The organism is Acinetobacter sp. I-MWF, from assembly GCF_025433935.1.
GTDB lineage: Bacteria > Pseudomonadota > Gammaproteobacteria > Pseudomonadales > Moraxellaceae > Acinetobacter > Acinetobacter guillouiae.
This window is the reverse complement of the sequence record NZ_JAMBAR010000001.1, coordinates 3083518-3109084: the sequence shown is the minus strand read 5'-3', so window position 1 is coordinate 3109084 and position 25567 is coordinate 3083518. Positions and strand designations below refer to the sequence as shown.

Genomic DNA, 25567 nt, shown 5'->3' with positions numbered 1-25567 from the left:
GCATGATTATTTCTTCTGCGAATGACTATCGTGAAGCCGCGCGACGTCGTTTACCCCCATTTCTTTTTCATTATATTGATGGTGGTGCATATGCGGAATATACACTAAAACGAAATGTAGAAGATTTATCAAAAATCGCTTTAAGGCAACGTGTTTTAAATGACATGTCTCAGTTAAGCCTAGAAACAAAATTGTTTGATGAAACTTTATCTATGCCTGTTGCGTTGTCTCCTGTTGGATTAACAGGGATGTATGCACGCCGTGGTGAGGTTCAAGCTGCCGTGGCAGCAGATAAAAAGGGCATTCCTTTTACCTTGTCGACCGTATCTGTTTGCCCGATTGAGGAAGTTGCACCAGCAATTAACCGCCCAATGTGGTTTCAGTTATATGTGCTACGTGATCGTGGCTTTATGAAAAATGCTTTAGAGCGAGCCAAAGCTGCGGGCTGTTCAACCTTGGTGTTTACTGTTGATATGCCTGTACCTGGTGCGCGCTATCGTGATGCACATTCTGGTATGAGTGGTCCAAATGCCGCGATGCGTCGTTATATGCAGTCGTGTTTCCATCCGCATTGGGCTTGGAATGTCGGTTTGCTGGGTCGTCCACATGATTTAGGCAATATTTCCAAATACTTAGGAAAGCCGACTGGACTTGAAGATTATATCGGTTGGTTGGGCAATAACTTTGACCCGTCTATTTCATGGAAAGACCTTGAGTGGATTCGTGAATTTTGGGATGGCCCGATGGTGATTAAGGGGATCCTTGATCCTGAAGATGCCAAAGATGCAGTACGTTTCGGTGCCGATGGTATTGTTGTATCAAACCATGGTGGTCGTCAGTTAGATGGTGTCTTATCGTCTGCGCGTGCGCTTCCGCCAATTGCAGATGCCGTCAAAGGGGATATTAAAATCCTTGCTGACTCTGGTATTCGTAATGGTTTGGACGTGGTTCGTATGCTGGCATTGGGTGCAGATACCTGCATGCTCGGACGTGCTTTTGTCTATGCATTAGGGGCAGCAGGTGGTGCAGGCGTTTCTAATCTGCTTGAGTTAATTGACAAAGAAATGCGTGTCGCAATGACTTTGACAGGTGCCAAAACAATTGCAGACATTAATGCTGATTGTTTAGTCAAGTTAGACAAAGCATTGGACGCGTGATGTATTTTTGATACTTCATCAAGCTAAATAACAGTGTTCAATTTGATAGACGCAAATGTCATCCATGCAAATTTCATCTGTAGTGCTTTGAGGCAGAACAACCTTATAACATGATGTATTTACAAAGCATCAAATGAAAAGATGTGATTTAACGAGTTTTCGGATGAGCATGGTTCAAGCTACTTTTCATCAAAAAAAGTAGTTTGAACTGATCGTTGATCTCTCAATACAAATAATATTGAAAAAAACGCTGTCGGAATGAATGCCTTATTGAATGAGATTGAATAAGGGTTCATCAATAGGATAGGGAAAATGCAATCTAATATTGATTCACAACACACCATTCAGCAATTGATCAACATCGTCGGTCAGCAACACGTTTTAACCCATGATCATGCTACCCGCTTGTATCGTCAGGGTCGTCGTTATGGCTCAGGGCAAGTGCTGGCTGTTGTGGTTCCCGGAACTTTGTTTGAACAATGGCAAGTGCTACAAGCTGCTGTAAATGCGGACTGTATTGTGATTATGCAAGCTGCAAATACTGGCCTTACGGGTGGTTCAACACCTTTTGGTGATGATTACGACCGACCCGTTATTTTAATGAGTACACGTCGTTTGGCGGGTATCCAAGTGATTAACCAAGGTCAGCAAGTGATTTGCTTACCTGGTGCAACCTTAGATCGTCTTGAAAAAGAGTTGGCACACTATAATCGTGAGCCGCATTCAGTGATTGGTTCATCTTGTATTGGTGCATCGGTTTTAGGTGGAATATGTAATAACTCAGGTGGAGCATTGGTCCGCCGAGGTCCTGCATATACTGAACTGGCACTTTATGCACAGGTCAATGCGTCAGGTGAGTTAGAGTTGGTCAATCACTTGGGGGTGAATCTGGGTGACACACCTGAAGAAATTTTGACAAAACTCGAAAATAAAAACTATCAACTCAATGATGTTATTAATAATGCGAGTTGTTGTGCTTCTGATCATCGTTATGCACATGATGTTAAACAGGTTGATGAAAATACACCTGCACGCTTCAATGCGGATCCATCACGTTTATTTGAAGCTTCAGGTTCTGCGGGTAAAGTCTGTGTCTTTGCCGTACGTTTAGACACCTTTGAAAAAATTCCAAGTCAGGTATTTTATGTGGGGACCAACTCACATGATGATTTGACGGAAATCCGCCGTTTCTTACTCAAAGATTTGCCAAGATTACCGATTGCGGGTGAATACATTCATCGTGTTGCCTATGATATCGGTGCTGAATATGGCAAGGATACCTTTATGTTTATTGAGAAATTTGGTACGGCAAAAGTGCCTGCTGCATTTGCATTAAAAGATAAGGTGGATGGGTATCTCGAAAAAATAGGCTTACGCAGTTTGTCTGATAAGATGTTACAGCTGGTGACTAAGCTATTGCCCAATCATTTGCCAAAACGGATGAATAGGTTTCGTGATTTATATGAACATCATTTGATGATTCGTATCGAAAATCAGGATGTTGAGCAAGTTGAACTTTTTTTAAAAGATTATTTTCAACATAAAACATCAGGTGATTTTTTCCGTTGTACGGATGAAGAAGGGCGTAAGGCTTTTTTACATCGTTTCGCAGTGGCAGGTGCGGCAATTCGCTATCGTGATACGCATCGTTCGGAAGTTGAAGATATTGTTGCGCTGGATATTGCTTTACGCCGTAACGACCGTGAATGGGTGGAGACTTTACCTCAAGAGATGGATGATTTAATTACCCATAAATTGTATTACGGACATTTCCTCTGCCATGTGTTTCACCAAGATTATATTGTCAAAAAAGGGGTAGATCCTTTGGCGATGGAACATCAGATGTGGCATTTGCTGGATAACCGTGGTGCAGAATATCCTGCGGAACACAATGTAGGGCATTTATATATTGCGAAACCTACTTTAAAAAATCATTATCAAAAGCTTGATCCAACCAATAGCTTTAATGTCGGCATTGGGCAGACCAGTAAATTAAAATACTGGAAGTGATGATATTGCGTCGTGTTAATTTGATTTGTTTATGGTGGTTTATCAGATAAACAGTCTGTTAAAAAAGTAATAGATGAATGAACTGATTTATTTAATGAAAATAGCCATGCAAAAGCATGGCTATTTTTTATTTCTGTTCGCCTAATTTGGAGGAAATAAATCCAAGTACAAAAGCACTGATAAAGAAGGTAACAACCGTGTAGAGTGCAGATTGTGTGGTAAACCAAATTGCAATAGTTAAGATCGTAACGATCGCTGTACAAACCCAAATCGCCAATCCAGAAGTTGCTAAAGCTTGTTGAGATGGAGCAGGGTCAGTTTGATCTGGTGTGGATGGGTCTTCTTTGGTATTTAAATCGTGAATATGGGCATGCAGGTTGACACCATAAAAGAAATAAGGATGATCATCAAAACGTGCAAGCTCAATACGTTGCATTTCAATAAAAGAAATTTGTTGTGAATGATCCTGTGCTGTATTTTCAATGTGTTGTAGCAATTGGGTTAAGAAATGGGCATCATTTAAATCCAAGGGTAAACCACTGGTGCGTAATAAAATGTACTCAGGATAATGTTGTTCGATTAAAGATTTAAAGTCATCAAAATGATAGCTATTTTCTGCACCAAAAATTTCTATAAATAAGGGTTTACGCGCTGCTAAATTGACGAGTGCTTGCTGTTGATCAATAACTAAATAAGCATACTGACTCTCACCAAAGTCCTCTTGGCGTTCTTCAAGATCAACTTGGTTACGTTCATCGTTGATATCAAGATCATCTATATATCTTGTCCAGAAAATATTTTCTTGCTTAAACAGCATAAACCATAAAATCGGAATGAATGCATTTGCTTCGAGTTCAAAAGATGCACTTTGAAAAAACTCTGCCCATTGATTTTGACTACCTCTTGGCATATGGCTAAAGGTAGAACTGGTTAAAAATACTGGGTGGCTCATAAGGTTGATGCCTTTTCTTATTTACTTTTATTCAGCAGTTATATTGCAAAATAACGAAAATTGACACAGAAGATTGTTATAAAACTGTATAACACTTTTCTTTTGAGTCATATCAAGATGTGTTGCTTCTCGCTGTGGGTAAGACAGATAGAATTGACACTATGTACGATGAAAATATCAAAAATTGTCATCAAAAAAAAAATAAAACTCGATAAAGTAGTATGCAACAAGTTGCAAAGCCAAACTTAAAGGATTCATCATGACAAATAGCTATGCAAATATCTTAAAACCACTCCATCTGGGATTTACGACTATTAAAAATCGTGTCGTGATGGGTTCAATGCACACAGGTTTAGAAGATCGTTTTTATAACTACCCAAAACTTGCTGCATATTTTGGAGAACGTGCCAAAGGTGGTGTTGGGCTAATTATTACAGGGGGGATTTCCCCAAACCGCCAAGGTTGGTTGTTGCCAGCCGGTGGTACGATGAATACTTTAGGTGATATTGCACCACACCGTTTAGTCACACATGCTGTACATAAGCATGGTGCAAAAATTCTGATGCAAATTCTGCATGCAGGGCGTTATGGTTATCAACCATTTGTTGTGTCTTCAAGCCCAATCAAATCACCGATTTCGATGTTTAAACCACGTCAGATGAGTGACAAACTGATTCTTGAAACCATTCAAGATTATGCTGAAACTGCTAGTCTGGCAAAAAAGGCGGGTTATGATGGCGTAGAGATTATGGGTTCAGAAGGCTATTTACTGAATCAATTTTTAAGTCGCCATGTTAACCAACGTGAAGATCGTTGGGGCGGGCCAATTGAAAACCGTATGCGTTTGGCAGTCGAAATTGTAAAAGCGATTCGTGCCAAAGTTGGTGAAAAATTTATTATTTGCTTCCGTTTGTCGATGCTCGATTTGGTCCATGACGGTAATACCATGGATGAAGTGATCACTGTTGCACAGGCATTAGAAAAAGCAGGTATTACTTTACTCAATACCGGGATTGGTTGGCATGAAGCACGTGTACCCACAATTGTAACTTCCGTACCGCGTGCTGCATTTGTAGATTACACCGCAGAAGTGAAAAAGCATGTCGCTGTACCTGTCATTGCTTCCAATCGAATTAATATGCCTGATACTGCTGAGGAAATTTTGGCAGCAGGTAAAGCTGATATGGTGCAAATGGCGCGCCCATTATTGGCAGATGCTTTTTGGGTAAGTAAAACCGCAACCAATCGTGTTGATGAAATCAATACTTGTATTGCATGTAACCAAGCCTGTTTAGATCATAGTTTTCAAAATAAGCGTGCAAGTTGTTTGGTGAACCCACGAGCAGCGCATGAAACTGAACTGGTTTATCTTAAAACAAAAAAACCGAAGAAAATTGCAGTTGTTGGCGGTGGTGTTGCTGGAATGTCAGCAGCTACTATTGCGGCAAGTCGTGGACATCAGGTGACTCTGTTTGAAGCCTCTACTGAGGTCGGTGGGCAGTTTAACCTTGCTAAAGTTGTACCAGGTAAAGAAGAATTCCATGAAACCATACGTTATTTTAAGGTTCAGATTGAAAAAACTGGTGTGGATTTACGTTTAAATACTAAAGTGAATCGTGAGCAATTAGAACGTGAAGGTTTTGATGATGTGGTGATCGCAACAGGTGTGATTCCACGGGGTCTAAATATTGAAGGCAGTAACGCACCGCAAGTATTGTCTTATGCGGAAGTCTTGCGTGGCGCACCTGTTGGTAACAGAGTCGCTGTTGTTGGTGCAGGTGGTATTGGTTTTGATGTGTCGGAATATTTATTAAAACCTGAGCATCAGCCGCAACCACAACCCTTGGCGGATTGGCAACGCGAGTGGGGTGTAGACCCAAATCCAAACTATATGACTGAAGGTGGTTTTGTTCCTGCTGAAGTAGAGCAACCAATTCGTCAGATATATTTGATGCAACGTAAAACCACACCTCTGGGTATTGGTTTAGGTAAAACCTCGGGTTGGGTACACCGTGCACAATTGAAAAAACATGCGGTAAGAATGATGCGTGGCGTTCAATACAAGTCTGTCACCAATGAAGGATTATGGATTGAAAGCAATGGTCATGATCAATTGTTACGAGTCGATACGATTGTGGTGTGTGCAGGTCAGGAATCCGTTAAGGACTTAATGCCTCAAGAGGGTGAATCAACTTTAGCAAATTACCATATTATTGGTGGTGCAAAATTGGCTGGTGAGCTTGATGCAAAGCGTGCGATTCGTGAAGGTGCTGAAATAGCAGCTAAACTTTAATCAAAATCATCTATTTTGATGAAACAATATGCATTTGAATGGTTTAAGTCTATTTTTTTCTTGTCAGAATTGGAAAAGCTTAGTATTCTTGCGCACATGGAAGCGTGGCAGAGCGGTTTAATGCACCGGTCTTGAAAACCGACGAGGGTGTGAGTCCTCCGTGAGTTCGAATCTCACCGCTTCCGCCACATTGAAGTTTCTGACACTGTTTAACACTATATAAGTATTTGACTTGTAAGGTTAAAGTTGGAAACAAGCGATATAGCAAGCTATGACACAGTACGTCAATGAGCGGTTATAAAGTAGTAAAAAATGCAGTAAGATAATCTCTTACTGCATTTTTTTTGGTTTATACGTTATGGCTGCTCGTGGAATCAATAAACTGACTGCTTTACAGGTAAAAAAAGCAAAAGCACATCCTGATAAAATGTATAAGCTTCCCGATGGAGGTAATCTTTACTTACGTATTGATTCCAGTGGTAGCAAATACTGGATATTTAACTATACACGTCCTTATGTTGGTAAACGTAATGATTTATCTTTAGGGACTTATCCAGAAGTGACTTTAGAAGAGGCACGTACAATTCGTGACGAATATAAGAAATTAATCAAGCAGGGGATTGACCCTGCCACTATGCGTTTAGAAACCAAAAATCAAAAACAGAAAGAAGCAGAACATACTTTTCGTATGGTCAGTGCAGAATGGCTTAAAAAAAGAGAATTAGAAGGCAAACAGGATGAAGAGACACTTCGTCGTTTAAATCATGATGCTTATCCTTATATTGGTGATATGAGTTTTCCTCAATTGACTGTGGACGTATTAGAAGCCAAAGTATTTCAGCGCATCATTGATCGAGAAGCCTTGTCAGTGGCTAAGCGCTTAAAGTCAGATTTGAATCAGATCTTTAAATCTGCCCGTAAAAAGAAACTAATTCAATATAACCCAATCGAAGATATTGAATTACCTAATCCACAGGGTGGCAATTTTGCTGCGGTGACAGAGGAACAAGACCTTGCACCCATGCTGAATAAAATTTGGAACTATTCTACATTACATGCCCGTTGCCTTATCACGACACAGGTCGCATTAAAGTTATCAGTCTTGACCTTCCAACGACCAGGAGAAATCCGCAAGCTTAGAAAGTCATATTACTATCCTGAAGAACGATGTTTTAAATTTATTGCGAGTAAAACCAAACAACAGCATGTAGTTCCATTGTCAAATCAAGCATTTGAATTGGTCGAATCAATTATTGATCTATATCCACACAGTGAATATCTATTTGTTGGACGTGATGGCAAGACTTTTATTTCGGATAATACGATTAATACAGCATTGAAACGCTTAGGATATGGTGGAAAGCAAACGGCGCATGGTTTAAGAGCGACAGCCAGAACTATGCTTGATGAAATTTTAGAACAGCGAGTGGATTTCATAGAGCACCAGCTTGCACATAAGGTTAAAGACAATAACGGTACTGCCTACAACCGCACCAAGTTTTTAAATAACCGTAGAGAGATGATGCAGGAGTGGGCTGATTATTTAGAATCTTTGATTGAATAGGCTGAAAAATCTTACTTTGAACATTTGCGACATAGTGTGTCGCAAAATTCTTTTTTAATATTCTATTTTTGCTGAATTACTTTTATTTTAGATTTTTAACTTAATTGAGTGAAAATTCAAAATGATTGAAGATAGAGCAATATACATAAAACCAAATCATTCTGGTATCGATATACCAAAACTAGATCCTGTTTTGATTAATAGGAATCAGTCTGAAGGAAAAGAAACAACTTTAGTTTTGGATAGTAATATTTTAATTAGAATGGAGAGGGTGGTTAAGTCTGGTAACAAATGGAGATCTGTGAGAGAAAAAGGATTAGATAACTTAGTTGGACTACTCCAAAAGTGTAGGCCTTATAGTGTTTGCTTATCTCCTGGTTTTGCATTAAAAGAAATGCCACCACAGAACGCTAAGATAGCTATGGAATTATACGAAGATTTTTGTTCTGTACATCTTCCAAATTTTATTGATACACCGAACAGTACAAGAAAAGTTCATACGGGTGTTAACAATGACTATGGCTTCAATGATTTAACGTATGAAGGGAAATTAGCGTTTGTAGTGCCATATCTGAATTTTCTCTGTTTGAATTATATTGAATATTGTTATCAAGGTTCTCCAATTGAAAAATTTAAAGCTTATATTGATCTTTTAGAAGGAAAAATTGATTTATTAAGTGCTGCAGAAATTGAGATAGCCAAATATTGCTTTTTTAATACCACAAATTTACAAAAGGGTAAGGTTAAAAAATTCTGTCAAAAAATCAGAGAAAACTCAGTTCAAATTAAAGGCAAGCGTGCAAAGCAACCAATTGAAATCAACAAAATATCTTTTAATGCAGCTAGTGATATACATTTATTACAAGTAGCAAATGCGATGGATGGAAAGTATTTGGATGAAAAAAAGCAAGATTGTTGGGTTGTGACAACAGATAAAAAATTAGCTGCTTTTTGTGAACTTTTTCATCAAGTGAGTATTGATGGAGTATTACATCCTTATGCTATTGCAACAGTGCCTGATGAAATGATAGATAATGAATATTGGGAATCGGCAAATGAGTACTTTGCATTAAAAAGTATAAATCGTAGGGCACATTATTTATCAACAAAAATTGATCTCGATAAACTACTTTTAGTTGTAAATGATGTTGTTGATAAGATTGAAAGAGATTTTAGATATTTATGAGTATTAATAAATTGAAACAATCTTTCTTATGACAGACTGTTTTAATTTATGCAGCTTTAAGTGTTTAAGTTAGTAAGGGCTTGGTTTACGATTCAGTTCGATGATCGATTAAAAGATCATTTATAAAAAATGGAACTTACACAAAATAATTTACAGGCTCAAATGATTTGATTTTAAACTCTCAATAAAACAGCCTGTCATTGACAGGCCGTTTCAGTTTATGCTGCTTTAAGCTCTTTCCGTTCAAGCCATTCATTGATTTGGCTTTCAGCCCATGTGGGCATACTGGCGGTTAAATAAGTGGGCTCTGGAAAATCACCACGGCGGATCATCTTCCATAAGGTCGATTCTGCGATATTCAATAAACCCTTTGCTGCAGGCTTATACGATAATCGACGATGGCGACCACCACGATCAACATAATCTTTTGCTGGACGTTCAGGGTAATTAACGAGGTCTTTTACACGATAGCGCATTTCAATCATTTTTAAATCCAATCTAAATCTATTACATATCAATTGGTATGGCTGTTTTTGCCATATCAGCCAGTTTTAAAATTTTGTGTACAATATTCGGAAAGAGGGTTGGTCCGCATGAAGCCGAACCAATGTGTCTGTGCCGACCAAATAGGTTTTCAGTTGTTTGATTTGCGCTTTAAGCTGGGGGGTGCTGTTCATAAAGCGATGAGTTGCCATAAACCTATTCAAGCTACAAGGCTGAAAATAGATCTTACAGTTGCTGTGTAATTCAATTAAAGACTGAATGTCTTGTACAAATGAACAGTCCCCCATCTGGTGCTTATCATCAATATATTTACATGGGACAGCAATAATGTAGCGATCAACATATTGTTGATTGATATTGATTTCAGTCTTACACATGACAGCACATACATTATTCTTTTCATTCTTACAAATGAGTTGAATGATCTCTTTATCTAATGTACGACTGTATTGGGTTTGACTTGTGACCTTTAGATTGATCAACAGGTTGGGATTTAAGGGTGTGCAAATGATTAATTCATACAAATCAAAACCATTGACGTTTTTCAGAAGCGTCTTGATTACGTTGTCATACGCTTTGGCCGTATGCTCTGATAACGCTGTCCATGATTCCACGCGTTCAGCAAATGCACGTGTTTGTACATTTACTTGAAATTGCGCCAAGACATTTATAAAAAAAAGTGGATTAAATGCCTGATTAACATTGAAAGAGGTGAGTCCTAAGCTCTTGAATGCATCAATCAGTGGTGATAAACAGACTTGTATTTGACCATTGAATTGAGGCATTTGCTGAGCATAGCCAATAGTCTCAGATAAGGTTGCTGCAAATTTTGTTGGATGTGCGTGTTTAACTCCATCTTTGTCAGTCAGATTCTTGAGCATCTCAATTGATGGACGTGAAGCAATACGTTTTACATTTTGTTGCAAGCTTGAAATGCATGTTAATGCACCAGCAGGAACTCCATGCATACAGGCAATAGCAGCATTTAAATGAAGTACATTATAAGTTGTCATGAATAATGCTCCTCATCAATTTGCTATAGAAACAGGACACTGACTTTTTTGCAGTGTTCTATATTCTTTAGAATCAAGAAGTTTAAAGATAAAAAACTTCTGTGCTTTACAGCGATATTCGATAGATAACATAAGCTTCTCTCGTACTGTCGTATTTTCATTTAGCCCATACCCTATGTTGTTGGAAGGATAGGATGCTAAATAACAATCATACGTACAGCCTTTGTTTTGTGTAATCTGAAGCCACTGCCTTGTGATCTCTAATTTACATGACGGTTGAAGGTCATGACTGGCATGGCTTTTGATCAAGAAGATGGCATGAACATAGAAACCTTTTTTAATGCTATGTTCGAATTTTAAAATGCGTCCCACAATGTGCTGAAGCGTGTGGTTGTGCCGACGATTTGCCCATAACTGAGCTACTTTTTCCTTTAATAGCTCAAGGTTCTGGTGCGAATGAAATGCTGTTTCTAAGTCGGTTAAGTGATTGTGTTCTAGGTCTTGCTTGAGCGGTTTAATCGCTAAGTCAATATGCAGCACACTAAGATCACCATACTTTTCAAATAACATTTCCGTCAGTTTTCGACAGGATTTTAAATTCTTGGCTATCCTTTTATTTCTTGCTCGAATCAAGGATCGATTTTCCTTGTTTCTTAACAGACTACGAATGTGATAAATAAGCTCATTGATACATTCGGTTTTATCTTTCCAAATGTCTTCATGATAAGACCTATAACTTTGTTCAACCAAGCCCATGAGGCTCGGTGGAGATTTCATTAAAGAGAGTGCTTTAAAAAAAACTGTAAGTTCTACGGACAAAGCAAAATCTTTAAAAAATTCAATATTCGGATACAGTGGTTCATCAAACAATTTAATGAACGGACGGAACCACTCAAAATATTGAATTCGCCCCCAAAGGAGGCATTGATCAATAATTTTTACACCTGGGCAAATCACTCTTTGTACAAGCTATAGTAAATCGGGTGAATTGAAGTAATCGTTCAATTCTAAAATCACTATTGATCCGTCCTGTTGCATAAGCAGAGGAAGACGGGAGATAGAGTTGTTGATATTGAATCAAGGGAATCAATACTTTATCAATCTGTTTTGACATAAATCAATCTACGTAATGGCTGATGTCTGCAGTGTAGGGAGCGTGGGGCAGACTTGTCACTCTACTTTGAATGGTGTCAGAGCGTGTGAGAGAGCCGTAATAACTTATTGAAAAGCGATGATATTGTAATTTATGGAGTGTAGACCCGATTTCAAAGTTTTTTTACATAAAAAACATTATCTTAATAGAAGTGATAATGGTAATTTTTTGAAAAAAATTAGTTTTGTTGAGGGGGAATTTATTTGGTTAAAATGATCTGAATTGAGGTGAATTTCAGTTAAGAGCTCTTTTTTTGGGGCTCAATTACTCGCTGTCTTAAAGCCTCATTTTTGTTTAACCATTCTGTTAAAATACGACTTGAGTAAGAACTTTTTGTCAAAAAAATAAACTCTTTCTTCTGATAATCTTGCTGTTCAATAATTAATTGTCCTATCTTTTCAAGCCATTCTTTTGCATTGGTACGTTGTTCAGGTGTAAGTGAACGATTTTCTTTTAATTCCAGCTTTAATCTTTTTTGAATTGTTGTATAGAGCTGAATAAATATTTTTCTGCCTTTAATAAAATTAGACTTATTGGTTTGTACTAATTCTTGGATACGTGCATTAAAAATATTTTTTATGTTTTCTACTAGTGCATTTGTACTTTTCCAAGCATTGTCCTTTTGATAGCACTCCTCAATCATTTTGTAGAAGATTTCGAGATGTGCTTCATGTAGTTGAGTTGGGATTTTTCGGCTCAAAAATTCATTCGTTTCTGTTTGTGAGTCAAAGAAGCGACTCAGAATTATTTTATTTCCAAGTGGAAAATAAAAACATAATTGTGCTGTGGAAAGAGGAGAATCAAATGGAGTTGGTGAGGTCAGGTGATAAATATTTTCCTGCATGATGGCAAAAATATTTCTGACTTTTTGGATGCGCGTTAATATTTTTTGAACGCGCTCAATATCGTTTTTCCATAGGGCTGCACGAGCATCTTTGGTTAAGCAAAAAATATAAGGTAGGTAAATATCAGGGAGATATTGAATGAGCTGAAACGGATTCTGAGCTAGTTCAGATTTTAGATATTCATAGTCAATAGTTGGAGTGATGACATCGATTTGGGTTCTTTCAGTCACTCGACTTCCATCTGTAAAAATAATTTCTTCTTCTTTTTTTGTTGCTTCAATGACTAATAGATTAGTTTTCGATAGAAATGTATTAAGTATAAATTTCTCGATTGTCTTGATCTCATTTGAAATGTGTTCGATCATCACTCAATATGTCTTCGTTATTTAATTTGATAGGCATTATATAAAATACTTGGGTGTTTTAGTTAATCATTTATTTGGGGGGCTGGATTTTTTATAATTTTTGCAGTATTAATACTTTTCGGTTATGACTTACGAAGAGAAATGAACATGGCAAACTGCCCGCATTGCAATAATGTATTGGATCAAAATTTTTTAGATTCAGGAATGGATGAACTCAAAAATGGTATTTCTAAGAATATCTTTAAAGCTCATAAAGAATGTTTAGACTGCGAAACCCAGATTGAATTCACAAACGATGGTCAACGTTATCACATAAGTAATGATGGAAAATTGATAGAGCCAATAGGTGCGCGTTAAAGAATGAATGGGAACTTTTCTACTATCATTTCTGCTAGGGTGAATCATTTAAGCGCATGTACCAATTTGGTTCTCAAGCCTTGTTAAATCAAAATCTTATGTGAATTTATCAGGGTTGCTTATTTATAGTGAAAGCTGAGGTTGAACATTTGCTTAGCCCTCGTAATGTGTTGCTTTTATGGTTGATAAATCAAGATTTGAGATCTAATTTTTTAAGAAATTTGTACTTTAACTTCCGCTTGGTTCCATAGCAATTATGGCTAAGCAATGATGATAAGTTCAGACTTATCCTTCTTGCAAACCTAAGGTATCAAAATCTATGTTGCAGTGGGTATATGATATTATTTATATTAATAATCTATAGTAGATAATTAGTCTATATTCATATATCCACATATATATCTTAGAGTAGTAATACTGATCTATATTCATAGAAATATATCTGTAATATATTTCTAGTTTATCTATTATCATATTACAGATATTGATTATAACCGATCTCATTCTAGTCCATTAGTTCATTTATCCCCGATACTAGAGTTCAGACATATTCCTTTTTTCTTATGTCAGTTCGAGTAGTGGAACAAACTACTCGATAGGGTTATGAATTTATTTACGTCTTCGTTTAAAAATAATTGAAAGGTTCTACCTATGATATTCAATGGGTAGATTCAAATGAAAAGCGAAATATTGGCAGTAATGGCGATTGAAAAACTCCAGCAAGATGTAGCTCGTATTCATGAGCAAACGCGATGTACGATTTGGAGAAAAGAGCAATTATTTAAAGAATGTGTACAACGCTGTTGTGAGCTGATTCCTGCGTTTCTAGAGCTAGAAGCATTGGGATTCCAGCTTCAGTTTCCAATATCGAATTTTAGACGGGTAGTATCTGTAATACAGACTCTTTGTCAGACACATCAGCTAAGGCCACAAGCAGTCCATTCTAGTCCTTATTGGTTTGATGTCATTAAAGTGCTTTATATTGGGCAATGGGAGTGGGAGTTAGATCGAAAGGCATTTTATGCACAGGAAATCAGAAATCGTTTAAGTATGGATGCCTACCTAAACGAGGTCTTACAGCGCTATTGTAAATCATTGATTGTTCGAGTAGACCTTAAGTATAAACAAGAGGTTAGGGACACTATTTCTATTGCTGAGGTTCATTTACACCTATCCAGACTATTAAAGCGGATATCAGATCGAGATACCTGTTTTAAAGACTTAATTGGTTATGCATGGGCTTTGGAGCAAGGCGGGAAATGTGGAGGATATCATGTTCACTTGCTGCTGATTTATAATGGCTCCAAGCACCAAAGTGGTTGGTATTTTGCTGATCAAGTTGCGCAACTATGGAGTAAAATTACTGAGGGTAAGGGCTGCCACTTTAATTTGCATGATAAGGGATACCGTAAAAGTTTTCTTGAAAATGGAACAGATGGCTTGGATAGGTTGGTCAGAGAGGATGAGTTGAAATTACAGAAAGTACTCCGTATAGGACGGTATTTAACTGACCCCATGAAGTATGACCAGCGTTTGCGTATTAAAAAGAAACGAATGAAAACCTTTGATCATGGGCAACGGCGATTGTCGACTGGGGTGTGTTAGTTAAGGCAATTGCTTAAACTTTTTTCAAAAAAATTAAAAATAATTGCATTGGTCTTCCTATGAATTAAACTATAGGAAGATCGTCATGCAACCAATGAATTTCACCTCTCTCGAACACCTAATTGCCCCACGTCTTGAACGTGATGTTCATGAACTATTCTTGAGCATACGAAGTAAACGTGGTGAATATGATGTTAATGACTGGCACAAACGGCTGTTAGAAGATATCCAAAATTGGGATTTTCTATTTGTAACCAATGATTATCGTTATGGATTTTGGCTGGAGACCTTGATGAATTGTTATCGTGCCAGCCAATTTGAATCAGGAATACGAGATATTCGTGATCCAGAACAAGCTAAAAAGCTCATTAGTATGACCTTGGCCAAATTAGAGCGTATTTTCTTAAGTGCTGAAATTTTAGAAGAGCTGAAAGAACAAAATGAAAGACATGTTAAGCAAGTACAGCGTTATCAAGATGAGTATGACAAAGTCACTCAGTATTGCTTTGATCTGAATAAAATTAATCTGATTTGCGCATATCAACCTGAGCTTGCGGGCACTATTTCTATTTTAGAGATGAATAAACATATTCAACACTTTAATAAACATCTTAAGCTACAGGAATATTTTCCAGTAAATTATTTGTATTGGTATAGACGAGTGATCCGTATCCCAGAAAAAAATCAATACATCATGCTTTTATCGATCTCGGTCAATGCAAGAATTTATTCAGATACTTCTTATTATGTAGATCGATTGAAAGCGTTATGGAATTTCTCAACAGGTTTTAAGGGAATAGTGATTGACCTAAATGATGATAATAACCAAAGCCATGAGCTAGTTAATCAATTGTTTACTGAGTTTGATGATCAGCATGATCTAGAAGGTTTGCTCAAGCGCGATATTGTCAATACTAGCAAAGATTCAATGGGTGTTCGAGTATGGCCTATAGGTTTTAAGCACTTTATTGGAACCTCAGGTAAATGACATTGAAATTAAAGGATGGAATCAATCCGCCATCCTTTAATTTTTACTCAGGTATTGTGAGTGTAAGACTTGTAAAGCAAGTTGATATGCAAAATTACGAGGAATAGATTCAGCCACAAAAAAATCTTGAGGAGGCTTAAAGTCTAAAGTGTGTTTGCGATATAGAATCTTTTTGCCTGTATGTTGATCAATAAAGGTGAATTCGTGATATGGTTGTGAATATTCTTGCCTATAGAGTGGACCACCAATACATTTGAGTCGCAACATTTATCTCAGTCAATTTTGCTACCAATACATTATAGATCAGAATAGAACACTAAGGGTTTGGTTATATTAAATTTTTTCGTCATTCAAAATGACAAATATAATCTACGACTTCACTGGTTTTAATCTTGAATTGACTCTGGGCTGGGATTTGAAAAGATTCACCAGATTTATAGGTTTTTATGTCAGGCTTATGACCAATTTGCACACTACATTCTCCAGAGATGATTTCAATACGTTCAGCTAGATGAGTTTTAAAGGTTAGGGGATCCTCGGATGGTAGAATTACACCTAAAGTTTTTTTAGTTCCATCTTTAAAAACAATAACATGGCTGATTGATGCGCCATTAAAATGAACATTGGCCTTCTTCATTATTGAAATAAAATCAAATTGCTCTGTCACAGATTACTTCCTAAATTTTTATAATGGATTGAGCCTATTTTAATAAATAGCATTCACTCATTTCAATATTTTAAAACTAGGTAAATTTAAAACAGTTTAAAGTTGATTTGCACTTTCATTGTGGCGTGTAGAGTAGCCAATCTATATCTGTATGTATTGACACTCTAAATCACGCAGATTATTCTTTGCGTGCTGGCCTACATTGCCAGTCGGTTTTGACGGACCGCTTCTCAGAGCATTAAAAGAGCTTTCTTTTAGTGTTTAGCCCCTCGTGCCCCCCTTCTAAGGTGGAACGGGAGGGGGGACACCCTTTGGGTGTGCTGGCCTCTGAGACCAGTCCGTCAACCCCTCTTTCGTTCTGCCACCATAAATCTAAAATGCTTTGGCAGAATTCCGACAGATAAAGGAGTTTGCTATGCGCACTATTGTCTTTTTATTATTCCCTCACTTCATTTAAGTATTGCAGGTGTCTTGTGCTAAGCAGGATATAGCGACGAACAAATTAAATAAAAAACTTAAATTGAAGTGAGGTGAACATGATTCATGGCCGTATTTTAACGACATGTTTACTGCTGCCTTTGTGTATCAGTGCATGCTCGAAACAAGATTCTAAACTTTATATCCCTGATAAAGAAGATCAACTGTCCAAGCGTATAGATGTAAGTGCTCATCCAAGGCCAGTTGTTATTGCTGGGCAAAAGATCACAGCTTTGCATTTAGATAAAATGAGTGATGAAAGTTTTTTACAAGATTTTCAAAATTATATTGTTGATACCAAGGGTGCAAAAAAATCATTTATTGCTTTAAGACAGCAATTAAAACTCCGCCCTGATCAGATCCTTTTATTTGGTGTACGAAAAAAAGATAACCCTCAAATCCCTATCGTCGATCTGACCAGCCCTGATTTGTTTAGTCGCGCGAATAGCTTAGCCATTCAGCATTTGGCTTTACTTAAACGTAGTTCTATTCCAGATAAAGATCCCTACGAAACAACTGATATTTATCAACAGCGTATCAAAGCCAAACAGCAGCAAACTGAGAAGTTGACAGCAAAAGCCAATATAGATTTAGGTCGTATTGAAGATGCTTTGAACTTTGGCAATCGCTGGATTGAAATTCCTTACTATTTCGACCAATTGAATCGAATTGATTATGATGCAGATCAAGCACTATTAACCATCCAGACCACAGCACCAGTGGTTCATGAAGATGATTTGAGGATGGCATTTGAGAACGCGCTTATCAGGCGGATACGCTTTCAAGTTAAGACATCAGTAGAGCAAGCTAAAAGTTTAATTAGCGCATGGGATAATCGAGAACAAGCCTCAGTCTATATGGCCTTTGTATTGGATTATCAAGCTCAGGGATTAGCGATCAATCGCATTGTACTGATGGAGTATTTGGCGATGGATCAACAGTTTCGAGTGATTGAGCAACTCAAACCTCAACAGATTTATGTAGAGGATGTAAGACCTGATTTAACCTTGGTACAACAACAGGTGATACCACTGCAACAGATCAGACCCTTCCAATTTGGAATGTCCACATATGCCGAAAACCAAGGAAGAGCGCCATGAAAATGAAGGGTTCCTTAATCAGTTTGATGTTGATGGCAATGATTTGTTCAGGCTGTAGTTTATCTGGAGAAGAGATAGTCCAACCCAAAGCGGATGATGTTTTGCAGGCATTAAGACAGCAAGATGAATCTGTTGTGCAAATTCAACTCAAACAATGTCAGCGTTCAAATATGTATGAGGGGCAAGAGCGTGCACACCCTTATTTTGATTTGTATCATTGCGCAGTCAAGGTTGAACGTTATGACCCGATCCTCAATCAAAGTTTTATAAAAAATGAAATCTATATATTGAATTTAACCACATCAAATGTTTGGACTGTCGGTTCGCGCTGATGTCTTCTGGATTGATTTCCTCAGAACTAAACTGAATATAAAGAAATTTCAAATACACATTACCTCAGTGAAGCCATAACGCTCTAAGTGCGGGCATTAAAAACATAAGTATGTATGAGAGGATAGAATGAAATTAAAACTCATTTTTTCATTGTCAGCCGGTGTTTTGCTGACTGCCTGTAGTAGCGCATTTGAATCAGAATTTAAGGATGGCTGCCGTAACTTAGGTGGCAATCGTAATTTCTGTTCATGTAGTTATGACAATGTAGAGAAACATTACGGAGAAGACCGATTTAAGCAGATCAAGAATCCGATGCAATTTCCTGAAGATTGGGAAGAGCAAGTCCAGCAAGCAGGTTTAGCCTGTATGTCTGAATTGAACTAGGAGGGGCTAAACATGAGAAATCTATTGATCACTTATCTGCTGATTATGTTGGGCTACTGGTTCAAATTGATCTGGAGCTTTCCTGCTGGCTATTCCAAAGCCTATCTCTTAGGAAGAGCCTTCGTCTGGCCTTTTACCTTTTTAGAATGGCTGTTCTCCTAGCGGAAATTAAGCATTAATAAGTCAATAACAGTAAAAATTTAATAGGTCAAACTTATGAAAAGAAATATTAGCATAGCAGTTTTAACACTTAGTTTCAGTTCATTCATCCAAGCGGCTCCCTCTTATGGATTGGATACAGCTGAAACCATGGCTCATCTTGTGAAGATGCAAAAGGGTAGCGGTTTACAGAGCATTTGTACCTATCGTTCAGTGACTCAACATTATGGTGTACATGAAATCCAGAGTTCGATGTTAAATGGGTGTGAAAAAAATCTCGCTTATATCGCTACGTCAGAAGGTGGTGGGGTATTAAGAGTATTTGGAACAACCAATCGTTTATTGGTAAAACGATTAGGCTATAGACCATCAAGACAAGCCGCTCCTACTGTCGTGAGTAAATACAAAAGATTATGTGATAACCCAAATATGTCAGTCAGTTTCAACCAAAAAACGGGTGAAACTACAGATTGTAGAACCGGTGAAGTGACAATCGATCCTCAAATTAAAGCACTCAAAGAACAAGGCTTATGGCCGAATAAATAAGGAGAGTCTTGTGTCGAAATTAAAAACATCTGGTCTTATTGCCTTGGTGCTTTGCATCATTGTGATTGTGTCAGGTACTTATCTATTGAACCAACATCTACAGCGTAAAGCAGAGCTACAGTTAGCACAGTTGGTTGTAGAACAAACCAAAGCCCAAAAAACTCAAACTGCTGATGTGGCCCAAGCCTCATCTGAATCAGTTGATAAAGCTTTAACTGAAGATGCAACAACACAAACTGAGCATTTAGGTCCTAGTGAAGATGACGTTGCAGGTGCGGTCGCAGCAGTCAAAGCAGCTAAAGCCACACAAAACTCAGCGACTGAGCATTTAACTATGCAAGTCGATTCTGAATATCATGAAGGAAAAACATTAAGTTCGAATACTGCAAAGTATGGTTTAAAACCGATCAAAACAGCACCTGCCGATCTGAAGGCAACCGTTTCAAGTATTGATCAAATGTTAGCGTCACATCTCATCGATGTTTGGGGGCGATCTAGCCCAGATCAAGTGGCTAAGCGTGTTGAAGGTTGGAGTCAGCAGGGCAACAGCATTATTTATCGTGCTGCATGGGACTCAGATCGTTATCAATGTACCTGGTATGTGGTGCGTTGGAACCAAAATAACAATCAAGTTTTAAGCGAAGGCTACAAACCTTGTTTTTAAACAAAATGCCTTTTTATAGTTTTAATTTCAAATGAATTTTATACTCATTTAAAACAGGAATATCACCATGAAAAATCTCAAAATAATCAGCTATGCTTTATTCAGCTTATTTTTAACAACAACAGTGATGGCAAAGACAGAACAAATCACCTTAAAAAAAGATCTAGGATTTGGTGAGGAAGCAGTGATTTTTCCAACCAACAAGGGCGAAGTGATCCTTAATCGTTATGCACTTTCAGCAGCCGTTGCCAAACAGATCAAGCCCTATAAAAAAGGGCAATGTTTAGAAGTTCAATCTCAACATGGCTTCTTTAAAGATACAGGAGATGGGCAATATATCCAGCGTATCCGACCATGTAAAAGTCCATCGGGTCTGGCCATACCTAAAGTCAATCGATAAGCTACACACGTTTAAATCTAAACCGAATCAATCCTAAAACCACGAGCTGATGCTCGTGGTTTTTTTATATCTATTTCTTCATGAATCAAGGAAAAAACACCATGCAGCAATGCCCCTATTGCCATTCACCGCATGTGCAATTACTCAGGCAAAGTCAACAATCACAATCCAAAACTAAGTTCACGTTCTCATCGTGCTCACCAATGTCACTGGCAACGGTAGGTATGCAAATCTCTAAACGGCTGGGGATTAGTCCCTTTGTTGGTGGTTTTATTGGTTTAGCCGCTGGAGGGATGTTTTTACTTTACATCCAACAGCAAGACAATTTGATCACCCTACATTACCAGTGTGAACAATGTCAGGAACACTTTGACATTCAACATAATGAATGAATCTAAACAATCTACTCAATATCCCATTCTGAAATATTCAGACTGAATTGATTTAATTCATTATTCACTCAATAAGAAGGAAAAATCTTATGGCACATCAACTTGAACAAATGGCTTATGTGGGCCAAACCCCTTGGCATGGTTTAGGTAATCAACTTAGCCCAAATCAACCGATTGAAGTCTGGGCGCAACAAGCAGGCATGGATTGGCAGATTGAAAGCTCCAATGTCAGTTACATGGCAGAAAACCATAAAGGACAAAATTTGATTCTTCCGCATGATGAGCAACGGGTTTTATATCGATCAGATACCCATGCACCTTTATCGGTGGTCAGCCAGCGTTATCAAGAAGTCCAGCCTAAACAGATATTAGAGTTTTATCGTGACCTCACTGAGCAATCCGGTTTTGAACTGGAAACCGCGGGGGTGCTCAAAGGTGGTAAGAAATTCTGGGCATTGGCGAAAACAGGGCAAAGTACCGCACTCAAAGGCAAAGATGTCAGCAATGGCTATATTCTCTTAGCCACGGCTTGTGATGGGACTTTAGCCACCACAGCACAATTTACTTCAATTCGTGTGGTGTGTAATAACACCTTAGCCATTGCACTCAAAGGTCAAGATGCAAATCGAGGTGTGGTCAAAGTCCCTCACAGTACCAAGTTTGATGCAGACAAGATCAAACAACAGCTGGGTATTTCTGTACGGGCATGGGATGAACATATGTATCAAATGAAACAGTTGAGTCAACGTAAAGTTACTCAACAAGAGGCAGCTGCTTATTTCGATGCCGTGTTTAATAACACTAGTCTGAGTATCGCTGAACAAGATGAGCGTTTTATTCAATATTACAGGCAAGTTGCCAATAGCGCAGATGCCAATAAAACCGAACCCAATGGGCGTGCGATGTCAAAAGTCATGACTATGTTTAATGGGCATGGACGAGGGGCAGAATTATCCTCAACCAAAGATACTGCTTACGGTCTGTTATGCAGTATCACGGAATTTGCTGACCATGAACGTCGAGCCATGAGTCAAGATCATCGTCTGGACTCAGCATGGTTTGGTGCAGGTGCTGGCTTAAAACAACGAGGGCTAGAACAAGCCTTAAGGATGATTGCTTAAAACAGGTTTCGAGATTTTATTTAAACAATATCGCCATCACGCTGAGAATTTGATGACAGATGACAGCATTGAGTACAAATTTAAGATTGGGGATTTAGTGGTTTTACTTTACCCCATTCAGGATGTGCAGGTGAGGACAGTGGATGAAATACACCAGATGCAACAAGATGACTATGAGAAAGCGAGACTTGAAGCCCAAATATATGGTGAGTTGATAGGTGGTGCTGGTATAGGTGCAGTTGGGAAGAAAGCGACTACTGAAACGGGTAAAGCCTTGCAAGAAGTCGTTAAAAACGTCGATGATCATTTAACACCAAAACCAGCTACTGTAGCTGGGACACCAAATGTCAATGGTGGAGCAACTACCATGACTGGAAATCCAGATGCAAATGGAGGTGTAGGAAAAACTGAAGTTGCAGGTGCAACTGTGGCTGCGGGTACAGGTGAAAACAAAGAGGTAATCTCTGTTGACTTTGAAAAGTCTAAAATAAAAGGAACTCCTGAAAGTGTAGTAGTGAATAACTTAAAGCCAAATGCTAAATATGAGTTGTCAAATGGAACTAAGTTTGAGACTAATGCTCATGGATATGTGGAGGAGATTAGTTTTACTCCAGATTTTAAAAATCCTGGTAAACGTGATATTCGTCAAACAAATTTAGGTAAATTAGGTGACGAGGGGGATGTAGGTGGGCATGTCCAAGCATGTGTTTATGGTGGCACTTGCGATGCTTATAATTTATTTCCACAAAATTCAAATTTTAATAATTCAGCTTATAAGGTATATTTTGAAAATATTGTAAGAAAAGCTGAGAAAGATGGTAAAACCATTGGTAATGTAAAGGTTAAATTTATGAGAAATGATCCTAGTTCTTTAAGACCTAACGAACTTAAGGTAACATTTACAATCGATGGTAAACAAGAAACAAGGTTTTTTGAGAATAAGGTTGGTGGAGGAGGACAATGATGGAAGCTCAAGTTAATATATTAAATGAATTAGCAAAAATATTGCATTATTCAAGTGGCAGCCTCTATGATTCTGCTCATTTGGAGTATAAATTTAATCCTGATGAAGGTTGGCGTTCTATCAGTATGTGGTATGAGAATGAGGGAAAAACATTACCACCAAAGCAAGATGATGCAGACCAAAAAAATATTGATCAAATGTGTAAACAACTTCATGATGAAATGCAATCACATACGGGCGGTGATTGGAGAAAGTTTATATTAACTATAGATGAGCAAGGTAAAGCTAAAACTCAGTTTATTTATGAAATACAGTCATGTATGGATGAATTTAATGATTAATTTAAAAAACCTCTAAAATTTGAATTGCACCCCGAAAGTTGGACACTTATAGTCTAATTTGGAGGGTGTTTTTTTAAGAGTAAATTTTCGGAAAATAAGTGGATAGATTTAGAATTTGATAAATATTAAAATCCAGAGTTATACATTGTACCATTTCATAGTCGAGTTCTAGTGATTTTTGATGATGTTGTGTTATTTACAACTAAGTTAGATGATACATAAAGTTATGCAGGGCAAATGAGCCAAGCGTCTAAAGAGATGTGGGATGTGATTAAAAATGATCATAATGCTAAAAGTAAATTTAATGGTGAGATTTGGTCGCACCATCCAGTAACGTTTACTAAGCTGGCATGGATGAATGGATTGGAAATTGAAATTGATAACCCTTTAGTTCCCATGGAGCTTATGCCAATTAAGCCTTTGGAACACTATGACTATCATTATGACTTTTTAGATCCGACTTGGAAGCCAAAAAGCTTTTGGTCTAAGTTTTTTGGTAAGTAGAGATATTAAAAATTGAGGTGTTATTACTTTGTTAGGATGGTTCATCTTGTGTAGAGCAGGTGAAAAATGTCCACAATCGGGCTATTGGTTTACTGTTGCTCAAGCAAACTCACGCAGGTACTTTGTCCCAGATATCAAAAGTGATTGGGGGGACGTTTATTGGCAGTTTGGTGGTGATGAGTAAACGTTTAGGCCAATAGATAGTGCTGATTTTATTAGGTGAATTATGATGGATATTACAGAATTTAAGTCATCCTTAACTGATAAAGAGTTGGATGGTATAGATTCGGAATATACTTACTCTACACTTGCATTGGTTAAGTTATTCAATGCCAGCGGCCCACACATGAATCGTTGGTGGGTAATGACCCCAGTGAACTGGTCTTGCCCGTGTTGTAAAAGGACTAAGGCAGAAATAGTAAGGTTAAACAAAAATAATTATCTAACATGCCAATTACATGAGCATCATGACCACATGAAAGATGTGGTTAAGGGACTTTTTGAAAAGTATTCGATTCAAAAAGATCACATTGTAGCTGATGAGCTTTCCGAAAAATTTGCTATCAAGGCTGCATTTTCTTTATCTGCTTATGACAATACTGTTGTTTGCTTTGATTGTAATAAAGCGGATGCTGATGCCAAAAAAATAGTGAAAGCACAAAAGTATTTTTCTTTTTCGCCACGTGAGATTGCAGAGTTTGTCAAACCTTCACCCAATCAAGAACATGAAATTGATCCATTGCTTGCTCAGCAAGTATGGGAAAGGGCTAAACCCATTTTTGAAATGAGAATGGAGTTTGCTGAAAGATTTGCAAAAATTGCTGCTGAAAATCAAGATTGGTATCAACCTTCAGAAAGAACGGCTAAGCAAATTGAACGACTTGCTAAATGGCATTTTGAGCGCCATGGATTACATCAATTTGATAGATTTGAACCAGAGAGGTTACTTTATAATACAGTGCCATTTAAAGGTGCAAATAGTTCATGGAGGTTTAAAGAGAACCCAATACAAAAAAAGAAGCCTTCAAGCAATGAGCTTGCTCATCTTATCGCTACACGAGGGAAATATTGGACCAGATATGAAGATAGGTGGTTATGTCCTTGTTGCTCAAGGGATAAATATAATTGCGTGAGGCCGTCTAAGAAGAACTCTTGGATTTTTGAAGTTAAAACAGCTTCTCTATTCTCAGTCGAAGAAATGGACTTCGATTCAAATCCTGCCCCAATGTGTGTTGACTGTGTAGATATGGCATTAAATTTTGGGAGGGAGGTATTGGAGTTAAGCGGAAAACGCTCAATGATAGAGTATCCAAGCTCTGTTATTAGTTTAGGGGAGCTAAGTGAAATAGTGATTGCCAGACCACACTCTCAGCACAAATTTAAGAACGAAGTCATTGATCGAATCATTCCTGGCATTGTAGGAAGGATTATTGAGTTTTGTGATGGATTATCATGACTAATATTGTTATTTCGCGATTTAAACTGTCATACGGAGGAAATAGGTAAGGAGCGACTTGTCTGCT

27 protein-coding genes, 1 tRNA gene and 1 pseudogene are annotated in these 25567 nt (G+C 37.8%); 22 read left to right on the top strand and 7 right to left on the bottom strand.

Annotation, left to right across the window (positions count from 1 at the left end; translation table 11 throughout):
- Positions 1-2: 2 nt before the first annotated feature.
- Both lldD and dld read left to right on the top strand, forming a co-directional pair.
- Positions 3-1157, top strand: coding sequence for an FMN-dependent L-lactate dehydrogenase LldD (gene lldD / locus M2R48_RS14320; RefSeq protein ID WP_004823052.1), 1155 nt, complete (start codon positions 3-5; stop codon positions 1155-1157).
- A 312-nt stretch (positions 1158-1469) separates the two neighbouring features.
- On the top strand, positions 1470-3167 hold the full coding sequence (gene dld, locus M2R48_RS14315) for a D-lactate dehydrogenase (RefSeq protein ID WP_262086552.1): 1698 nt from the start codon (positions 1470-1472) through the stop codon (positions 3165-3167).
- Between the two features lie 127 nt (positions 3168-3294).
- Here dld and M2R48_RS14310 read toward each other — a convergent pair whose 3' ends face one another.
- Entirely contained in the window at positions 3295-4119 is an 825-nt protein-coding gene (locus M2R48_RS14310) for a hypothetical protein (RefSeq protein WP_262086551.1), read from the bottom strand.
- A 259-nt stretch (positions 4120-4378) separates the two neighbouring features.
- Between M2R48_RS14310 and M2R48_RS14305 the strand changes: the two genes are divergently transcribed.
- From M2R48_RS14305 to M2R48_RS14290, 4 genes are all read left to right on the top strand, one after another.
- Complete coding sequence (locus M2R48_RS14305) at positions 4379-6412, top strand: NADPH-dependent 2,4-dienoyl-CoA reductase (protein ID WP_004823046.1); 2034 nt, start codon at positions 4379-4381, stop codon at positions 6410-6412.
- A 98-nt stretch (positions 6413-6510) separates the two neighbouring features.
- Positions 6511-6600 (top strand) — tRNA-Ser (locus tag M2R48_RS14300).
- Positions 6601-6770: 170 nt separating this feature from the next.
- Positions 6771-7976 (top strand): tyrosine-type recombinase/integrase, encoded by a 1206-nt coding sequence (locus M2R48_RS14295; RefSeq protein ID WP_262086550.1) that lies wholly within the window; start codon positions 6771-6773, stop codon positions 7974-7976.
- A 121-nt stretch (positions 7977-8097) separates the two neighbouring features.
- Positions 8098-9162: a hypothetical protein gene (locus M2R48_RS14290; protein WP_262086549.1), complete on the top strand. Its 1065-nt coding sequence runs from the start codon at positions 8098-8100 to the stop codon at positions 9160-9162.
- Between the two features lie 218 nt (positions 9163-9380).
- Here the strand turns inward: M2R48_RS14290 and M2R48_RS14285 are convergent, their stop codons facing one another.
- From M2R48_RS14285 to M2R48_RS14270, 4 genes are all read right to left on the bottom strand, one after another.
- Entirely contained in the window at positions 9381-9647 is a 267-nt protein-coding gene (locus M2R48_RS14285; protein ID WP_262086548.1) for a helix-turn-helix transcriptional regulator, read from the bottom strand.
- Positions 9648-9713: 66 nt separating this feature from the next.
- Complete coding sequence (locus tag M2R48_RS14280; protein ID WP_262086547.1) at positions 9714-10679, bottom strand: hypothetical protein; 966 nt, start codon at positions 10677-10679, stop codon at positions 9714-9716.
- 15 nt (positions 10680-10694) lie between these two features.
- Positions 10695-11549: a hypothetical protein gene (locus M2R48_RS14275; RefSeq protein ID WP_262086546.1), complete on the bottom strand. Its 855-nt coding sequence runs from the start codon at positions 11547-11549 to the stop codon at positions 10695-10697.
- Between the two features lie 521 nt (positions 11550-12070).
- Positions 12071-13042, bottom strand: coding sequence for a hypothetical protein (locus M2R48_RS14270; protein WP_262086545.1), 972 nt, complete (start codon positions 13040-13042; stop codon positions 12071-12073).
- Positions 13043-13183: 141 nt separating this feature from the next.
- Between M2R48_RS14270 and M2R48_RS14265 the strand changes: the two genes are divergently transcribed.
- The 3 genes from M2R48_RS14265 (at position 13184) to M2R48_RS14255 (ending at position 15992) form a co-directional block, all read left to right on the top strand.
- Complete coding sequence (locus M2R48_RS14265) at positions 13184-13399, top strand: hypothetical protein (protein WP_262086544.1); 216 nt, start codon at positions 13184-13186, stop codon at positions 13397-13399.
- A 675-nt stretch (positions 13400-14074) separates the two neighbouring features.
- Positions 14075-15004: an inovirus Gp2 family protein gene (locus tag M2R48_RS14260; RefSeq protein WP_262086543.1), complete on the top strand. Its 930-nt coding sequence runs from the start codon at positions 14075-14077 to the stop codon at positions 15002-15004.
- A gap of 85 nt (positions 15005-15089) precedes the next feature.
- Positions 15090-15992 (top strand): hypothetical protein, encoded by a 903-nt coding sequence (locus M2R48_RS14255; protein ID WP_262086542.1) that lies wholly within the window; start codon positions 15090-15092, stop codon positions 15990-15992.
- 36 nt (positions 15993-16028) lie between these two features.
- Here the strand turns inward: M2R48_RS14255 and M2R48_RS14250 are convergent, their stop codons facing one another.
- Entirely contained in the window at positions 16029-16259 is a 231-nt protein-coding gene (locus M2R48_RS14250) for a hypothetical protein (protein ID WP_262086541.1), read from the bottom strand.
- Between the two features lie 79 nt (positions 16260-16338).
- Positions 16339-16659, bottom strand: a complete 321-nt coding sequence (locus M2R48_RS14245; RefSeq protein ID WP_262086540.1) for a pyrimidine/purine nucleoside phosphorylase — start codon at positions 16657-16659, stop codon at positions 16339-16341.
- A 536-nt stretch (positions 16660-17195) separates the two neighbouring features.
- On the opposite strand from M2R48_RS14245, the gene M2R48_RS14240 reads away from it, so the two are divergent.
- The 13 genes and pseudogenes from M2R48_RS14240 (at position 17196) to M2R48_RS14180 (ending at position 25500) form a co-directional block, all read left to right on the top strand.
- Positions 17196-18236 carry a hypothetical protein gene (locus M2R48_RS14240; protein ID WP_262087503.1) on the top strand — a complete coding sequence of 347 codons (1041 nt, stop codon included), beginning with the start codon at positions 17196-17198 and terminating at the stop codon, positions 18234-18236.
- The gene (locus M2R48_RS14235) at positions 18233-18568 is read left to right on the top strand and encodes a hypothetical protein (protein ID WP_262086539.1); all 336 of its coding nucleotides are present in this window, start codon (positions 18233-18235) and stop codon (positions 18566-18568) included. The genes M2R48_RS14240 and M2R48_RS14235 overlap by 4 nt, the downstream gene beginning before the upstream one ends.
- A 127-nt stretch (positions 18569-18695) precedes the next feature.
- Positions 18696-18953: a hypothetical protein gene (locus M2R48_RS14230; protein WP_262086538.1), complete on the top strand. Its 258-nt coding sequence runs from the start codon at positions 18696-18698 to the stop codon at positions 18951-18953.
- 216 nt (positions 18954-19169) lie between these two features.
- Positions 19170-19658 carry a hypothetical protein gene (locus M2R48_RS14225; RefSeq protein WP_262086537.1) on the top strand — a complete coding sequence of 163 codons (489 nt, stop codon included), beginning with the start codon at positions 19170-19172 and terminating at the stop codon, positions 19656-19658.
- Between the two features lie 10 nt (positions 19659-19668).
- Entirely contained in the window at positions 19669-20322 is a 654-nt protein-coding gene (locus M2R48_RS14220; protein ID WP_262086536.1) for a hypothetical protein, read from the top strand.
- 67 nt (positions 20323-20389) lie between these two features.
- Positions 20390-20722: a hypothetical protein gene (locus M2R48_RS14215; RefSeq protein WP_262086535.1), complete on the top strand. Its 333-nt coding sequence runs from the start codon at positions 20390-20392 to the stop codon at positions 20720-20722.
- Between the two features lie 101 nt (positions 20723-20823).
- Positions 20824-21114: a hypothetical protein gene (locus tag M2R48_RS14210; RefSeq protein ID WP_262087502.1), complete on the top strand. Its 291-nt coding sequence runs from the start codon at positions 20824-20826 to the stop codon at positions 21112-21114.
- An 89-nt stretch (positions 21115-21203) separates the two neighbouring features.
- Positions 21204-22235, top strand: a complete 1032-nt coding sequence (locus M2R48_RS14205) for a DUF932 domain-containing protein (protein WP_262086534.1) — start codon at positions 21204-21206, stop codon at positions 22233-22235.
- 52 nt (positions 22236-22287) lie between these two features.
- A complete protein-coding gene (locus M2R48_RS14200) occupies positions 22288-23199 on the top strand; it encodes a DNA/RNA non-specific endonuclease (protein WP_262086533.1) in 912 nt (303 codons plus the stop codon).
- Positions 23196-23540 carry a hypothetical protein gene (locus M2R48_RS14195; protein ID WP_262086532.1) on the top strand — a complete coding sequence of 115 codons (345 nt, stop codon included), beginning with the start codon at positions 23196-23198 and terminating at the stop codon, positions 23538-23540. The genes M2R48_RS14200 and M2R48_RS14195 overlap by 4 nt, the downstream gene beginning before the upstream one ends.
- A gap of 297 nt (positions 23541-23837) precedes the next feature.
- Positions 23838-24044 (top strand): annotated as a pseudogene (locus M2R48_RS14190) (hypothetical protein); the annotation flags it as partial.
- Positions 24045-24072: 28 nt separating this feature from the next.
- Positions 24073-24228, top strand: a complete 156-nt coding sequence (locus M2R48_RS14185) for a hypothetical protein (RefSeq protein WP_262087549.1) — start codon at positions 24073-24075, stop codon at positions 24226-24228.
- Between the two features lie 42 nt (positions 24229-24270).
- A complete protein-coding gene (locus tag M2R48_RS14180) occupies positions 24271-25500 on the top strand; it encodes a hypothetical protein (protein WP_262086531.1) in 1230 nt (409 codons plus the stop codon).
- The last annotated feature ends 67 nt before the right edge of the window (positions 25501-25567 follow it).

What these genes read in the sequence shown, in the direction of transcription:
- lldD (WP_004823052.1), top strand. Translation starts at nt 3, where the DNA reads ATGATTATTTCTTCTGCGAATGACTATCGTGAAGCCGCGCGACGTCGT.
- dld (WP_262086552.1), top strand. Translation starts at nt 1,470, where the DNA reads ATGCAATCTAATATTGATTCACAACACACCATTCAGCAATTGATCAAC.
- M2R48_RS14310 (WP_262086551.1), bottom strand. Translation starts at nt 4,119, where the DNA reads ATGAGCCACCCAGTATTTTTAACCAGTTCTACCTTTAGCCATATGCCA.
- M2R48_RS14305 (WP_004823046.1), top strand. Translation starts at nt 4,379, where the DNA reads ATGACAAATAGCTATGCAAATATCTTAAAACCACTCCATCTGGGATTT.
- M2R48_RS14295 (WP_262086550.1), top strand. Translation starts at nt 6,771, where the DNA reads ATGGCTGCTCGTGGAATCAATAAACTGACTGCTTTACAGGTAAAAAAA.
- M2R48_RS14290 (WP_262086549.1), top strand. Translation starts at nt 8,098, where the DNA reads ATGATTGAAGATAGAGCAATATACATAAAACCAAATCATTCTGGTATC.
- M2R48_RS14285 (WP_262086548.1), bottom strand. Translation starts at nt 9,647, where the DNA reads ATGATTGAAATGCGCTATCGTGTAAAAGACCTCGTTAATTACCCTGAA.
- M2R48_RS14280 (WP_262086547.1), bottom strand. Translation starts at nt 10,679, where the DNA reads ATGACAACTTATAATGTACTTCATTTAAATGCTGCTATTGCCTGTATG.
- M2R48_RS14270 (WP_262086545.1), bottom strand. Translation starts at nt 13,042, where the DNA reads ATGATCGAACACATTTCAAATGAGATCAAGACAATCGAGAAATTTATA.
- M2R48_RS14265 (WP_262086544.1), top strand. Translation starts at nt 13,184, where the DNA reads ATGAACATGGCAAACTGCCCGCATTGCAATAATGTATTGGATCAAAAT.
- M2R48_RS14260 (WP_262086543.1), top strand. Translation starts at nt 14,075, where the DNA reads ATGAAAAGCGAAATATTGGCAGTAATGGCGATTGAAAAACTCCAGCAA.
- M2R48_RS14255 (WP_262086542.1), top strand. Translation starts at nt 15,090, where the DNA reads ATGCAACCAATGAATTTCACCTCTCTCGAACACCTAATTGCCCCACGT.
- M2R48_RS14250 (WP_262086541.1), bottom strand. Translation starts at nt 16,259, where the DNA reads ATGTTGCGACTCAAATGTATTGGTGGTCCACTCTATAGGCAAGAATAT.
- M2R48_RS14240 (WP_262087503.1), top strand. Translation starts at nt 17,196, where the DNA reads ATGATTCATGGCCGTATTTTAACGACATGTTTACTGCTGCCTTTGTGT.
- M2R48_RS14235 (WP_262086539.1), top strand. Translation starts at nt 18,233, where the DNA reads ATGAAAATGAAGGGTTCCTTAATCAGTTTGATGTTGATGGCAATGATT.
- M2R48_RS14230 (WP_262086538.1), top strand. Translation starts at nt 18,696, where the DNA reads ATGAAATTAAAACTCATTTTTTCATTGTCAGCCGGTGTTTTGCTGACT.
- M2R48_RS14225 (WP_262086537.1), top strand. Translation starts at nt 19,170, where the DNA reads ATGAAAAGAAATATTAGCATAGCAGTTTTAACACTTAGTTTCAGTTCA.
- M2R48_RS14215 (WP_262086535.1), top strand. Translation starts at nt 20,390, where the DNA reads ATGAAAAATCTCAAAATAATCAGCTATGCTTTATTCAGCTTATTTTTA.
- M2R48_RS14210 (WP_262087502.1), top strand. Translation starts at nt 20,824, where the DNA reads ATGCAGCAATGCCCCTATTGCCATTCACCGCATGTGCAATTACTCAGG.
- M2R48_RS14205 (WP_262086534.1), top strand. Translation starts at nt 21,204, where the DNA reads ATGGCACATCAACTTGAACAAATGGCTTATGTGGGCCAAACCCCTTGG.
- M2R48_RS14200 (WP_262086533.1), top strand. Translation starts at nt 22,288, where the DNA reads ATGACAGATGACAGCATTGAGTACAAATTTAAGATTGGGGATTTAGTG.
- M2R48_RS14195 (WP_262086532.1), top strand. Translation starts at nt 23,196, where the DNA reads ATGATGGAAGCTCAAGTTAATATATTAAATGAATTAGCAAAAATATTG.
- M2R48_RS14180 (WP_262086531.1), top strand. Translation starts at nt 24,271, where the DNA reads ATGATGGATATTACAGAATTTAAGTCATCCTTAACTGATAAAGAGTTG.